Source organism: Fibrobacter succinogenes subsp. succinogenes S85, from assembly GCF_000146505.1.
In the GTDB taxonomy this organism is placed as follows: domain Bacteria; phylum Fibrobacterota; class Fibrobacteria; order Fibrobacterales; family Fibrobacteraceae; genus Fibrobacter; species Fibrobacter succinogenes.
Map to the genome: position 1 here is coordinate 2,389,004 of NC_017448.1, position 13,453 is coordinate 2,402,456.

A 13,453-nucleotide genomic window follows, 5' to 3' on the forward strand; every position below is an offset into this window, starting at 1 on the left:
TAGGTGGTTGGTTCCGTGTCCTTGGAGATTTTTTAATGAATGAGAAGATGACTCAAAATGGTTCGAATGCGTCTGCCGATGACGAAATCGACATTCTTGAGATATTGGTCTACTTGAAAGGCAAGTGGAAATTCTTGTTCATTTTCTTAATTCTAGGTGTAGTTTTTGGTGGACTTGCCGCGATGTGGTTGCGCCCGTCGTTCAGAAGTGACATTCTTTTACAGGTGAATGTTAAGGGAAATAAACAGGGCCTTGCTCTTGGCGAAATGGGCGCTCTCCTTGACGTTTCTACACCGTCTGCTGCCGAGATGGAACTCATCAAGAGTCGTGTCGTTCTTGACCATGTCGTTAAGGAAGAAAGACTTTGCTATTCGGCTATTCCACTGGATAAGGCTGACCGCCTGATGCACCGCGAAGGCCGCATGGATCTTGAACTTTTGGAAATTCCGCGTGCCTTCCAGGAAGCTAAGGGAAAGCTTATCGCCCGTGTGACTGCCGATTCTAGTGCATACGAAGTAATCGGACTAGAGGGCGAGGTCGTCCTTGCTGGTGCTGTCGGTGAAACCTACCGTAAGCCCTTTGCTGGTGATACCTTGGTCATTTGCGTCAAGTCCCTGACCGCGACTGTTGGTCAGACGTTCTTGTTGAGTGCTGTTCATCCGCAGACTGCTGCTGCAGGCTTGCTTAAGGGACTCGGCATTTCTGAAGAAGGTAAGAATTCCGGTATTATCAGGGTCTCGCTTGAAGACCGCTATGCCGACCGCGTCGCTGCCATTCTGAATACGATTGCGAATACGTACTTGAAGCAGAATATCGAAATGCGCAGTGCCGAAGCCAAGAAGACTCTGTCGTTCCTTGAAGAACAGCTTCCGGGTGTCAAGGCCAAGCTCGACTCTGCTGAACAGAAGCTTACTTCTTTCCGCAATTCTAAGGGTACGATTGACCTGACGGGTGAAACCCGCGTCCATTTGGAAAAAGATGTTTCCTTGCAACAGCGTCTTATCGAATTGGAACAGAAAAAACAGGAAGCATTGCGCTTGTTCCGTGCGGAACACCCGACGGTCCGCACGATTGAGGAACAGCAGTCCAGACTTCGCCGCGAATTGGCAAAGCAACAGCGCTCTGCTGCTAATTTGCCGGTCGTGCAGCAGGAAGTGCTTTCGTTGCAGGAAGAAGTTGAAGTCAACAACAAGCTCTACACGAACCTGTTGAACAATATCCAGCAGTTGCGCGTGGTACAGGCTGGTGAAGTCGGCAATGTCCGCATTGTAGACCAGGCTTATGTACCGCTCAAGCCGAGCAAGCCGAACCGCAAGCTCGTGTTTGTTGGTGTTGTGTTTGCGTTCCTGTTGCTTGGCTGCTTGATTGTTTACGTTCGTCGCATGCTCTCAAATGGTGTTTGCAGCAGCAGTGAAGTCGAACAGGCTACGGGTGTTGGTGTTTACGGCAAGCTCCCCATGCTCGACAGAAAGACGCAGAACGATGTTACAAAACCCTGTGTTGTTACAAATCCGGATGATCCGTTCGCGGAAGGTGTTCGTGCTCTCCGTACTGCTTTGGAATTTTCTGTGTTCTGTGATGGCAAGAAAATCCTTATGGTTTCCGGTCTTGTTCAGGGTGTCGGTAAGTCTTTTGTTTCAACGAACCTCGCTGCTTCGTTCGCCATGTCCGGCAAGAAGGTTTTGTTGGTCGATATGGACCTCCGTCGCGGTCATTTGTTCAAGCATAGCCAGAAGGGCCTTTGCGAGATGCTTGAAAAAGAAGACTATAGCGATGAATATGTTGTCAAGATTTCAGATAATTTCTACGTTCTCGGTTCGGGTGCGCGTGTTGTGAACCCTGGAGGACTTTTGAATAGCTCGAGATTTAGCGCTTTCCTTGACGCATTCAGGGATAAGTACGATTTGATTGTTCTGGATACTCCTCCAGTATTCCAGTGCAGTGACGCATTGCTTGTTGAAAAGCATGCGGATTACCTGTTGTGTGTCTTGAAGCATGCAGCTCATACCATTGAAAGCATCCAAGATGCCTTGAATACTTTTGACCGCAGTACGGAAACACCTTTGCAGAAGGCTTTCGTCTTCAACAAGTGCGAACGTCATGCGGGGTACGGCTATGGTAGTTACGGCTACTATGGCTACCACAAGAAATATTAACCAATAACAAGGAGAATAGATGAAAAAAATAGTCGCAATGTCTCTCTTGGCCGGTAGCTTCGCTTTCGCGCAGTCTGGCCTGATGGGCGGAGCCGATGGTCTCAACCAGAAAACAGCCCAAACCCTCGGTGAAGGTGGTTTTGCTGCCGGTTTCGGTGGCCAGGTCTCTTATGACGCTTGGTCCCTCACCCGTGGTGGCCAATTTAGTAAGGGTGGCAAGAACGCAGCCTTCTATGACAATGCTGGTAGCCTTACTGCAAATATTAACTTTGCAGCTGGCGTTACCGACTTCATTGACGTAGGCCTTGCTCTTCCGCTTTACTACGATCATGCCAACTCCCCGAAGAACGGTGAAGGTGACATGTGGAAGGCTAGCCGTGGTGACCTCGAATTCTGGGCAAAGGCAAAGCTTCCGCTCGATGAAATGACTGATGGCATCTTCAATGCTGCCATTGCTGCTCAGTTCTACTTCCCGACTGGCGACAAGTCCGTCGGTGTTCGTCCGCGTCATGCTTGGTTCTTGAGTGCCAAGGGTGGTGAAACCCATCCGTATGGCCTCCGCAACATGGCTTTCGGCGGTGAATTGATCCTCACTCTCGACCTCCAGAAGGTTGGCGCTCCGCTCCGTTTCAACGGTAACGTCGGTTTCGTCGGCACTGTGACGAAGGGTTCTAACACCTTGGTCTACGGTGGTGGCATCAACGTCCTCCCGACTGACTGGATGGACTTCTTCGTTGAAGCTAACGGTGAATTCCGTGTTGAAAAGGGTGAATATGATCGTGAACCGGGTTATGACCCGTTCACTCTTACCCCGGGCTTCCGTTTCCACCTCCCGGCAAACATCGACATCGCTCTCGGTCTCGATGTGGGTATCCGTGCTCTCTCCAACTTCACTTGGAAGTACAAGGACGAAATGAAGGATGCTGACAAGTATCAGCTCTACTACACCGACAAGAACGGTAAGAAAGTCCAGTACGGTTATGCTTCGACCCCGCATTATGCTGGTACCGCATCTCTCGTCTGGCGCTTCGGTAACGTCCGCGGTGCTGACGAAGATAACGATGGCGTAGCAAACAACATCGACCAGTGCGCAGGCACTCCGGCTGGTGCTGTTGTTGACGCTAACGGCTGCCCGGTTGACGGTGATAACGACGGCGTGTTCGACGGTCTCGACCAGTGCGCTGAAACTCCGGCTGGTGCTGTTGTTGACGCTGCTGGCTGCCCGGTTGACTCCGACAATGACGGTGTCGCTGACGGCATCGACCAGTGCGCTGAAACTCCGGCTGGCGTTGTTGTTGACGCTGCTGGCTGCCCGGTTGACTCTGACAAGGATGGCGTTGCCGATCACCTCGACAAGTGCCCGAACACTGTTTCTGGTGCTACGATCGATGCTAACGGCTGCCCGATCGACTCTGACAAGGATGGCGTTGCAGACTACCTCGACCAGTGCCCGAATACTCAGTCTGGCATTGCTGTTGACGGCAAGGGCTGCCCGGTTGACTCTGACAATGACGGCGTAGCTGACTACCTCGACAAGTGCCCGAGCACTCCGGCTGGTCTCCCGGTTAACGCTGATGGTTGCAGCCCGGATAGCGATAAGGACGGCATCGTTGACGCTCTTGACAAGTGCCCGAATACTCCGGCTGGCGTCTCTGTTGACGAAGTTGGTTGCCCGGTTGACTCTGACAAGGATGGCGTTGCCGATCACCTCGACAAGTGCCCGAACACCCTCGTTGGCGTTGCAGTTGATAAGAACGGCTGCCCGAACAAGAACCAGGACCTCGACAAGCTCAAGAAGGGTATCCAGTTCAAGACCGGTTCTGCTAAGCTCACTGCAAGCAGCAACAAGACCTTGAACAACATCGCTAAGTTGCTCAAGAAGCTCCCGGCTGTCAACCTCGAAGTCCAGGGTCACACGGATGACACTGGTTCTGAAGAAAAGAACAAGACCATGTCCGAACAGCGTGCTCAGGCTGTTGTCAAGTACCTCGTCAAGAAGGGCATTGACAGCGAACGTCTCCGCGCAGTCGGTTACGGTTCTGACAAGCCGATCGCAGATAACAAGACTAAGAAGGGCCGCAAGCTCAACCGCCGTGTTGAACTCGTTCCGTTCGAAAAGTAATCTTCGATCTTAACTGAGAACTAAAAAGGGGCGTCCGCAAGGACGCCCTTTTTGTATATGCAGAATGATGCAAATCGCTGTAGACATGTTTCGCGGTGTTGCAAGCATGCTGCACAAAGAAAGCGCACGACCCGTGCGCCTTTCTAATACTTAGCCACTAATCACCAACCACTAACCACTGCTTACCGCCTACTGTCTACTTCCTACTATTTTTTAAACACCCACTTCTTATAGAGCGTAAAGCTAACAAGCACGTAGACGACGTTGGCGACAAAGCTTGCGAATGTTGTCGGCTTCATGAACCGTGAAACGAATTCCGTGAAGCTTGCGCACCAGGCTGCGTTTTCGAGCAAGTAGATGCTTCCTTTGAGGACCGCCAGGTTCACGAGATACGAGCAGAGGAATACGACGATGAATCTTATGACTTCGGCACGCTTCTTGTTTGTGCTCTTGAAATTCCAGATGCGGTTACAGATGTAACTGTTGAGCCCGCCGGCAACAAATCCCAAAAAGTTTGAAAGAACCACGTCCCAATCTAAGACTTCGTGCAAAAGCCAGACTGTAAAGAATGTAATGGCGGTGTTCATTACACCGATAGCGTTGTATTTGATAAAATGTTTCACGGCGGTAAAAATACTATTTTTTGCTACGATATGACCTGGATTACAACTAAGAAATGCAGTGCTGCCAGCGCTGCAGATATGATTCGTAATGGCGATGTTCTCGGGGTTTCTGGATTTACTTTGGCTGGATACCCCAAAGCGGTTCCTCTGGCGCTTGCTGCGCGCGCTGAAAAATTGCACGAAGCAGGTCAGGAATTTAAAGTAACTTTGTTTGCAGGCGCCTCGACGGGCGACAGTTGCGATGGTGCTCTCGCCCGCGCAAAGGCATTGTCGCTCCGCATGCCTTATCAGTCCAATCCGAGCTTGCGCAAGGCGATTAACGACGGTAGCATCCGTTACATTGACGCTCACTTGGGCAAGATGGGTTACCTTGTTCGCACGGGTGCTGTCCCTGCGCCGACGGTTGCGATTATTGAAGTTTCTGCGATTTTGCCGGATGGCCGCGTTTGCCTCTCGACTTCGGGCGGTAACTCCGTTTGCTATCTGGAAATGGCTCCGAAGATTATTTTGGAATTGAACACGCGCTTGGGTGATAGCTGCATTGGCATGCACGATAACGCTCTTCCGGAGCTCCCGCCGCATGCAAAGCCGCTTGCAATTTATAGCGCTGGTGACCGCGTGGGTGGTGAATTTGTTCAGATTGACCCGAACAAGGTCATTGCGATTGTTGAAAACGAAGCGTATGATGAAGTGACTCCGTTTGTGGAACCTGATGAGGTTTCAAAGAACATCGGCGAACGCATCTTGGACTTTATCCGATTTGAAGAATCGCATGGCAGGCTCCCTAAGGGACTTGCTTACCAGAGCGGTGTTGGCAAGGTGGCGAATGCAGTGCTTTGCGCGATGGCTGACGATGACCGCCTGGGACAAATTGACCTTTACACCGAAGTGATTCAGGAAGCGGTGCTCCCGCTTTTGAAGAAGGGCAAGCTCGGCATTGCTTCTGGTACTGCTTTGACGCTTTCGCAGACGGCACAGAAAGAATTTGTTGAAAACAGCGCTGAATGGAAAAAGCATTTCATTATCCGCCAGCAAGAAGTGAGCAATAGCCCGGATGTAATCCGTCGCTTGGGTGTGATTTCTATGAACACGGCTCTGGAAGCGGATATCTTTGGCAATGTGAACAGCTCGCTTGTGTGCGGTTCTGCGATGATGAACGGCATTGGCGGCTCGGCTGATTTTGCACGAAATTGCGCACTCGGATTTTTCCTCACGCCGTCTGTGGCAAAGGGCGGTGCGATTTCGAGCATTGTGCCTTACGTGAGCCATGTGGACCATACCGATCACGACACGCAGATTTTTGTGACGGAACAGGGGCTTGCTGACCTTCGTGGCTTGCCTGTAGAAGAACGCGCCCGCCTGATTATCAAGAACTGCGCCCACCCAGATTACCGCGATGCTCTCACGGATGTTCTGGAGTACGGCCTCAAGCATGCGAAGGGCGTCCATGTGCCGCTTGCACTTTCCCGCGCTTTCGAAATGCACACCCGCTTCCTTGAAACTGGTAAGATGCTGTAAATCCTTTGATGATTCCTGTTTGAACAGTCGGTACAGATGGCTTAATAAAGCTCCCTTTTGGGAGCTTTATTTTATATTCGCTGTTGCGCAATTTGTGCAAAAATTATAATTTAGTTACGGGGTGTTTTGGTTAGGCCAAAACTTGAAGGTAAGGGGTACGCTTTATGGGGACCTTTTTTAAGCAGATTTCGCTTTCTACTTTAGTAGCAGCGTTTTTAGTCGCATGCGGAGATGATCCCGTCAGTGAATTGAAGGAACTTGCTCAAGACGAATTGGAATCGTCTAGTTCTGTAAAAGGTGCTGCAAAATCCTCATCTAGTACAGCTGACAAAAAAACATCCTCGTCGAGTAGCGTTGATGGGAAGGTCTCGTCATCTAGTTTAAAAGAAGTTGATCCTGAAGAAGGGCTGGACGTTGTTTATGCGCTCGTAGATGGTACAATCTCGGGTGTTGTTGGCTTGGATAGCTATACCAGTGCCAAAAAGGTCAAAATGGTGGAGCTGGATTCTGCTGATGACTACGATGAAACGAAAAATGTTTTCTCGGCAGAGATTGGCAAGGATGGCGCCTATGAATTCAAGAAAGTCAACTTGGTTCAGCCATTTGTTCAAGTCTCCGCTGAAGTAACCCTTACAAGTCCTAGCGATGGAAAGTCTATTCCGATTACGTTCTCTGCTCTAGGGGATGTTTCCTCGAATGAAAAGTTCAACTTGGGTCTCTTGACGACTCTTGAAACGGAACGTGCTCTTGTGCTTTTGGCTGGGAAGAATAAGCTTTCTTTTGAAGCTGCAAAGAGCAAGGCTGCTGAAGATGTATGGAATATGTTCCATCTGGAATCTCTTGACTTTGACCAGACCGAGACGATTGATGTTTCTAAGGCTAGTGAGTCTGGGACTGCTCTCGTGGCGGCTACAGTCTTGTTGCAGCTTGCTGCTGGTTCTGATTTGCTAGAAAATTACGATTTTGTAGGAACGTTTAAGTCTATAGTTGCCGATGTCGCAAAGGATGGTAAGTGGGATGACGAAAAGACTCGTTTGAAAGCTGCCGATTATGCACTTGGATTGAAAATATCTGGTGGTTATGAAAATACTTTCGCATATGTCAAAGAACGTTTCCCTAAGAATAAAAACTTTGATAAGTACCTCACGAACTTCGCTTTGACGGAATTGGAGTTCCCGGAATGCGATGGAGGTTCTGCAGGGGAAATATTCTTTGTCAAGAACAAGGCTAGTAGTCTTTTTTATGCAGAGTCGTATGACGATCAGAAACATTCACTTTACCGCTTTGTCTGTGATGAAAAGAAAGGCTGGGAACTCATCCCGGATAGTTTGAAGGACTTCATAGGCGATAAAACGCCCGCTAAAGATGGCGAAGTCCGTCGTGGTGCGTACTCGGGCAAGTTCTTTACTTATGATGGCACAAAGAAGGAATGGCGCGAAGCGACTGCCGTTGAAAAAGACCGTTATTTTGTCTTGGAATCTAATGCAAAGGAATTTGTGGATATCCAGGATGTCTACGAAAGTATCAAGGACGATGAACGCGTCATCTTTGTGCTGCGCCATGCTGAACGCGGTGACGATACGAGCAAGAGCGGGACGCTTACGGATAACGGTAAAAAGCAGTCCGAAGAAGTTGGTGCTCGACTCACGAAGTTCAAGGAAGACTTTGTCCTTGGTGCTTCTGAATTCTTGCGTGCGCACCAGACGGTGGAATCCATTGCGAAGGGTCGTGGACAATCTTATGATAAGCGTGATACGATTCCGCAGCTGAACGATGACTGGTACGCCAAGAATAGCGAAGCTGTCGAAAAGGCCAAGAACGAATGCGGTGGCGGCTGGGAAGTGACTTCCAAGTACGCTTACACGGGAGCTTACTCGACGGGCGCCGATGCCGCATACTACGATCTTGCGGAACGCTCCGTTGAACTTATCGAAGATGTTCTTGTCAAGAAGTACCCGACAGAAAAGTTTGTGCTCCTGAGTTCGCATGACAAGCTGATGGTTCCGCTTGTCGCTTACTGCTCAAACTTGCAGATTGAACTCAAGAAATATGATGGCGGCAAGTGGATCAACTACCTCGCTGGCGTTGCGATTATCATCGATAAGGATGGAAATCGCCGTTATGTCGCCATTCGCGGTCTCAAGTCTGGGTATGCGAACTAGATTTTACTAATATTCAACCTATGCGGGTTTGGATATTAGCTTTATCGGTTTTGTTATGGACGTCTTGCGATTCCGTCCGTTACGGTTCTGTGCCGTGCGAGGGCGATGATTGCGAGATGACTGCGGAAATTGAAAGTTCCGATTCAAAGGATAAACCTTCGAACGGTAATTCTTCAAGTGAAAATCCCTCAAAAGATGAAAAGGGCAATCAGGACCAGAAGGACTCCCTGGATAACAAGGGTAAGCCCGATGTCCGTGATACCATTGAAGTTGTCGATACGACGACTGTTACGGATACAAAGTCCTTGCCTGCTTGCAACTCGTCGAACGAGGGCGAAGCCCTTATGGTGGCGGGCGAACAGAAGCTTTACTATTGTATTTCGGGGAGCTGGGAAACCGATGTCGAGGAACTCTTTACGGTTGAGTGTAAAGATGGCGTCTTGAAGCTTGGTGACTCAAAGGTGGTCGGCGCAGAATCACTGGATTCTACTGGTGTTTCGGATTATCGCAGGGCTGATGTTAATATCAAGGGTATTGCCGAAAAGGGACCGTTCCGTTACGGGACTTCCGTGAAGATTGTGGAACTCGATAGCGTGATGCGCCTTGCCGATTCCAAGCGAATGCACGAGACCTGCATTACCTCTGCGGATGGCAGTTTTGATTTTGGAAGTGTTGACCTCGTTTCGCCTTATGCTAGGGTAGAAGCGAACGGCTTTTTCAGGAATGAATTTGGCGGGCAGTCGTCGCTTGTAAAGCTCAATGCGGTAGTGGACTTGTCCAAGCGCGATTCTTTTAACGTGAATATCCTGACGCACATGGCGGCTCCGCGCGTGATGAAGCTCGTGGAAGATTCTGGCAACAACCAGCCGATCGGTAGCCAGAGCGGGCGTGCGCTGAGTGATGTGCTTTCTTCGTTCGGCATTAGCCTTGGCGGTTCTAGTACGGGTGGCTTTAATGGATTTGGTTGGAATCGTGGTACTCAGACGACATCATCGGACAAGGCGGCAGAAGACATTAGCTTGTTCGGTTCTGATGACTACAGTGCGGCGCTCCTTGCGGTTTCTGTGATGATGCAGAGCTATGCGCCGGATGGCAACTTCCTTTCGCAGGCGGACTATATTGCAGAAGATATCCGTGGCGATGGCAACTGGGGCGACAATGCTTCGAAGGCAAAACTTGCAGATAAGCTGTTGATTCTCGATGCTGAAGGCGGCCTTGCAAAAATCCGCAAGAACATGGAAGGCTGGAAGCTTGGCGATGTGCCGAACTTCGAAAAGCATGTGCGCAATTTCTGGACGAGTACGCATGGCTTTGAATCTTGCAATGCGATGACCAATGGAATGGTGAAGCATGTAGGCAACAGCCAGAGCGAGTATTTTGTCTCTTACTATGAACAGCCGGAAGGCCCGCGTATCCGCTTCATTTGCGATGGTTCCATCAAGGCTTGGCGCGTGGCGACAGACCTCGAAAAGGATACGGTTGGCTTTGGCGCTGGCGATTACGATGGCCAGATCAAGAATGGTAAAATCAATGCCGATAAGTTCTACGTTTACGAACAGAGCAAGAAGTCTTGGCGCGCGGCAACCTCGGATGATATTCAGGAATTTGTCGATGTCGAAGATGTCTTGAAGAAACTTGCTCCTGGCGAAAAGGTCATCTTTATCTTGCGCCATGCGGAACGTACGGACGATACGGGCAAGAAGGGCCACCTGACGGACAATGGTAAAAAGCAGTCTCAGTCGGTGGGCGCTAAGCTTAAAGGCGAAAGTATTTACTTCGTGAATTCGACTTACACGCGTAGCTACGAAACCTGCGAGAACGTGGCGGCGGGTGCGGGCGTCACGAGCATGAACAACGACACGTTGCCGGAACTTGATGGCGACTGGTTCGTGAAGGACGAAAATAAGTTTGAAACGTACAAGAACAACAATGGCGGTGGCTGGGTCGTCGCTTCGGAATATGCGTACAAAGGAAGTTATAGCGATGCGTACTATCCGCTGAAGTCCCGTGGCGAAGAATTTATGACCGAGATTGTGAAGCCCCGCTTTGCGAAGGTTAACCGTGTGGGTGTGTGGATTTCTCACGACATGATGGTTGTGCCGCTGACGGCGTTCTGCACGAACGGCAAGGCGAATCTCCGCTATTTCGACACGAAGCAGTGGATCAATTACCTCGCTGGCGTGGCTATCATTCTGGGGACCGACGGTACCCTCCGTTATGAGCCTGTGAAAGGTCTTTCTTCCGGTACGATGACGATGTGATTAGACGAAAGAACGGACCTTAGGTCCTACAGACGAAAGACTAGAGAAAGATGAGGAAAATCACTCGTCTCTCGTCACTCGTCTCTCGTCTATCCACCACTAAATTGCTATATTCACGCGCGTTGATTTTTATCAAACAGTTCACTTAATTAAACATGGACGCATTCCGATATGAATGATACACTAAAGAAAGCTATGCTTTTTGCCGCGGTGACAATGGTTTCCGGTGCCTTCGCGTCTGAGATCGTAGCTCAACCTGCTGCTTCCAAGGCTGCAAAGGTTGGCCGTTTTGACGAGCAGATCGCTCTGATGCCGGACTCCATTGCTGTCCCGCTCAAGGAACAGCTCAAGTGGATGGATGAATCTACTGTTTTCCAGATTGTGGAAACTCACGGTGGTGGCTATTCCATTCTTTATAAGACATACGAACAGTCCGTTCGCGCCCGCGATATTCGCGATTCCGTTGAAAATGCCAACGGTACGGCTGTGCTTCCGATTGCTAAGGCTAAGCTCGGCAGCGAATACTGCCAGGGCAAGATGGAAGGTGGCAAGTGCCATGGTGAAGTCCAAAAGTTCACCCTTGGCAAGCTCGTCGAATTCCAGGCTACAGGCCTCATCGTCGTGATGTCTGTGATCATTGGCCTCCTCGTCCTCTGCACTATCATGAGCGCGATCATGAAGAAGCTCGGTTTGGACAAGGTCAAGGCTCCGGCTCCTGCTAAGAAGGCTGCTCCGGCCGCTGCTGCTGCCGCTCCGGCTCCTGCGGTTCGTGCTCCGGCACACTGCGACTGGGATCCGAATGCAAAGAGCATCCATCCGGGATTCACCAACAAGCAGCTCCAGGCGTTCCTCGGCATTGCCGCCGTCGCCGCTCTTGAAGAACATCCGGGACTTACAAACGAACAGTTCCTCGTGATTGCTACTGCTGCTGCAACGCAGGCTCTTGGTCAGCCCTGCCGCGTGACCGCTTACAGAAACATTAACTCCCCTGCTTGGACGATCGTCAAGTAAGGTTCAACTTTTAAAACTTAACAGGCTTTTAAGCCAGGAAAAATAAAAATGAAGAAAACAGTCCGTATCAGTTTCGAAGGCAAGACCTACGACGTCGAAGTAGAAGTTCTTGATTCCGCAGTTGCTGCAGCTCCTGCTGCTCCGGTTGCCGCTCCGGCCCCGGCTCCTGCTGCTGCTCCGGCTCCGGCCGTCGCTGGTGGCACCGAAGTCAAGAGCCCGCTCGCTGGCTCTGTGTTCAAGCTCAAGGTCAACGTTGGTGACACTGTTGCTGCCAACCAGGAAGTGGCTGTTATCGAAGCCCTCAAGATGGAAAACCCGGTCGTCGCTCCGTGCGCAGGCAAGGTTACCTCTATCTCCGTCAAGGAAACCGACACTGTTACTGATGGCCAGGTCTTGATGACCATTGCCTAATGAGGTAAAAGTCAATGAGTGGAATTATTAACTCAGTCGCGGACTTCGCCTCGAGCACAGGATTCGCGCAGATTACCGTTCCGATGGTAATCATGTGGATCGTGAGCTTCGTGTTGATGTTCCTTGCGATTGTCAAAAAATACGAACCGCTTCTGCTCTTGCCGATTGCTATCGGCGCACTTGCGGTGAACATCCCGTCCGTCGCGTTCTACGACGGTGGCTGGAGCATCGAAGGTATGTTCAGCCCGACTGGCGGTCTCTACTACTACATCAGCCAGGGTATCCATCTGGAACTCTTCCCGCCCATCATCTTCTTGGGCGTGGGTGCCATGACGGACTTTGGACCGCTTATCGCTAATCCGCGTACGCTCATCCTCGGTGGTGGCGCACAGTTTGGCGTGTTCATGACCATGTTTGCAGCTGTCGCTCTCGGTGGCTTTACGCTCGGTGAAGCAGCTTCCATCGGTATCATCGGTGGTGCTGACGGTCCGACGTCCATCTTCACTGCGAACAAGCTTGCTAAGCACCTCATCGGCCCCATCGCTGTTGCTGCTTACACCTACATGGCTCTCGTGCCGCTCATCCAGCCGCCTATCATGCGCGCTATGACGAACGACGCTGAACGCAAGATTCGCATGAAGGCTCTCCGCCAGGTTTCCAAGGCCGAACGCATCGTGTTTGCCGTGATGGTGATGATCGTTTGCGTGCTTGTCGTGCCGGATGCTTCTGCCCTTATCATCATGCTTATGATGGGCAACATCTTCAAGGAAGCTGGTGTCGTTGAACGCCTCGTGAAGACTTCTTCGAACGAACTCATGAACATTGTGACGATCTTCCTCGGCACGTCCGTGGGTCTCACGATGTCTGCTGACATCTTCCTCAAGCCGCAGACTCTCATGATCATCGCTATGGGTGTGGTTGCCTTTGGCTTCTCCACTTTCGGCGGTTTGCTCCTCGCAAAGATCATGAACAAGTGCTCTCCGAAGAACCCGGTGAACCCGCTTATCGGTTCCGCAGGCGTTTCCGCTGTGCCGATGGCTGCCCGTGTTTCTCAGGTTGAAGGTGCCAAGTATGACCCGCAGAACTTCCTCCTCATGCACGCTATGGGCCCGAACGTGTCCGGCGTGATTGGTACGGCTGTTTGCGCTGGTTACATGATCAGCCGCTTGAGCTAAGATAATCGCGAACG

9 protein-coding genes are annotated in these 13,453 nt (G+C 50.7%); 8 read left to right on the forward strand and 1 reads right to left on the reverse strand.

Annotated elements, in window-relative coordinates; genetic code table 11:
• Positions 1-35 precede the first annotated feature (35 nt).
• On the forward strand, positions 36-2,156 hold the full coding sequence (locus FSU_RS09895) for a polysaccharide biosynthesis tyrosine autokinase (RefSeq protein ID WP_014546270.1): 2,121 nt from the start codon (positions 36-38) through the stop codon (positions 2,154-2,156).
• A 19-nt stretch (positions 2,157-2,175) separates the two neighbouring features.
• The gene (locus FSU_RS09900) at positions 2,176-4,278 is read left to right on the forward strand and encodes an OmpA family protein (RefSeq protein WP_014546271.1); all 2,103 of its coding nucleotides are present in this window, start codon (positions 2,176-2,178) and stop codon (positions 4,276-4,278) included.
• 206 nt (positions 4,279-4,484) lie between these two features.
• Here the strand turns inward: FSU_RS09900 and FSU_RS09905 are convergent, their stop codons facing one another.
• Complete coding sequence (locus FSU_RS09905; protein WP_014546272.1) at positions 4,485-4,901, reverse strand: GtrA family protein; 417 nt, start codon at positions 4,899-4,901, stop codon at positions 4,485-4,487.
• Between the two features lie 30 nt (positions 4,902-4,931).
• Between FSU_RS09905 and FSU_RS09910 the strand changes: the two genes are divergently transcribed.
• The 6 genes from FSU_RS09910 (at position 4,932) to FSU_RS09935 (ending at position 13,439) form a co-directional block, all read left to right on the forward strand.
• Positions 4,932-6,419 carry an acetyl-CoA hydrolase/transferase C-terminal domain-containing protein gene (locus FSU_RS09910; protein WP_244263609.1) on the forward strand — a complete coding sequence of 496 codons (1,488 nt, stop codon included), beginning with the start codon at positions 4,932-4,934 and terminating at the stop codon, positions 6,417-6,419.
• 164 nt (positions 6,420-6,583) lie between these two features.
• Positions 6,584-8,581, forward strand: a complete 1,998-nt coding sequence (locus tag FSU_RS09915; protein ID WP_014546274.1) for a histidine phosphatase family protein — start codon at positions 6,584-6,586, stop codon at positions 8,579-8,581.
• A 50-nt stretch (positions 8,582-8,631) separates the two neighbouring features.
• Positions 8,632-10,842 (forward strand): histidine phosphatase family protein, encoded by a 2,211-nt coding sequence (locus tag FSU_RS09920; RefSeq protein WP_244263610.1) that lies wholly within the window; start codon positions 8,632-8,634, stop codon positions 10,840-10,842.
• A gap of 171 nt (positions 10,843-11,013) precedes the next feature.
• On the forward strand, positions 11,014-11,853 hold the full coding sequence (locus FSU_RS09925) for a hypothetical protein (protein ID WP_014546276.1): 840 nt from the start codon (positions 11,014-11,016) through the stop codon (positions 11,851-11,853).
• Between the two features lie 48 nt (positions 11,854-11,901).
• The gene (locus FSU_RS09930) at positions 11,902-12,264 is read left to right on the forward strand and encodes an acyl-CoA carboxylase biotin carboxyl carrier protein subunit (protein WP_014546277.1); all 363 of its coding nucleotides are present in this window, start codon (positions 11,902-11,904) and stop codon (positions 12,262-12,264) included.
• Between the two features lie 14 nt (positions 12,265-12,278).
• Positions 12,279-13,439 carry a sodium ion-translocating decarboxylase subunit beta gene (locus FSU_RS09935; RefSeq protein WP_014546278.1) on the forward strand — a complete coding sequence of 387 codons (1,161 nt, stop codon included), beginning with the start codon at positions 12,279-12,281 and terminating at the stop codon, positions 13,437-13,439.
• Positions 13,440-13,453: the final 14 nt, after the last annotated feature.

Excerpts from the sequence above, each read along its gene's own strand:
- FSU_RS09935 (WP_014546278.1), top strand. The coding sequence starts at position 12,279 with ATGAGTGGAATTATTAACTCAGTCGCGGACTTCGCCTCGAGCACAGGA.
- FSU_RS09910 (WP_244263609.1), top strand. The coding sequence starts at position 4,932 with ATGACCTGGATTACAACTAAGAAATGCAGTGCTGCCAGCGCTGCAGAT.
- FSU_RS09915 (WP_014546274.1), top strand. The coding sequence starts at position 6,584 with ATGGGGACCTTTTTTAAGCAGATTTCGCTTTCTACTTTAGTAGCAGCG.
- FSU_RS09900 (WP_014546271.1), top strand. The coding sequence starts at position 2,176 with ATGAAAAAAATAGTCGCAATGTCTCTCTTGGCCGGTAGCTTCGCTTTC.
- FSU_RS09925 (WP_014546276.1), top strand. The coding sequence starts at position 11,014 with ATGAATGATACACTAAAGAAAGCTATGCTTTTTGCCGCGGTGACAATG.
- FSU_RS09895 (WP_014546270.1), top strand. The coding sequence starts at position 36 with ATGAATGAGAAGATGACTCAAAATGGTTCGAATGCGTCTGCCGATGAC.
- FSU_RS09930 (WP_014546277.1), top strand. The coding sequence starts at position 11,902 with ATGAAGAAAACAGTCCGTATCAGTTTCGAAGGCAAGACCTACGACGTC.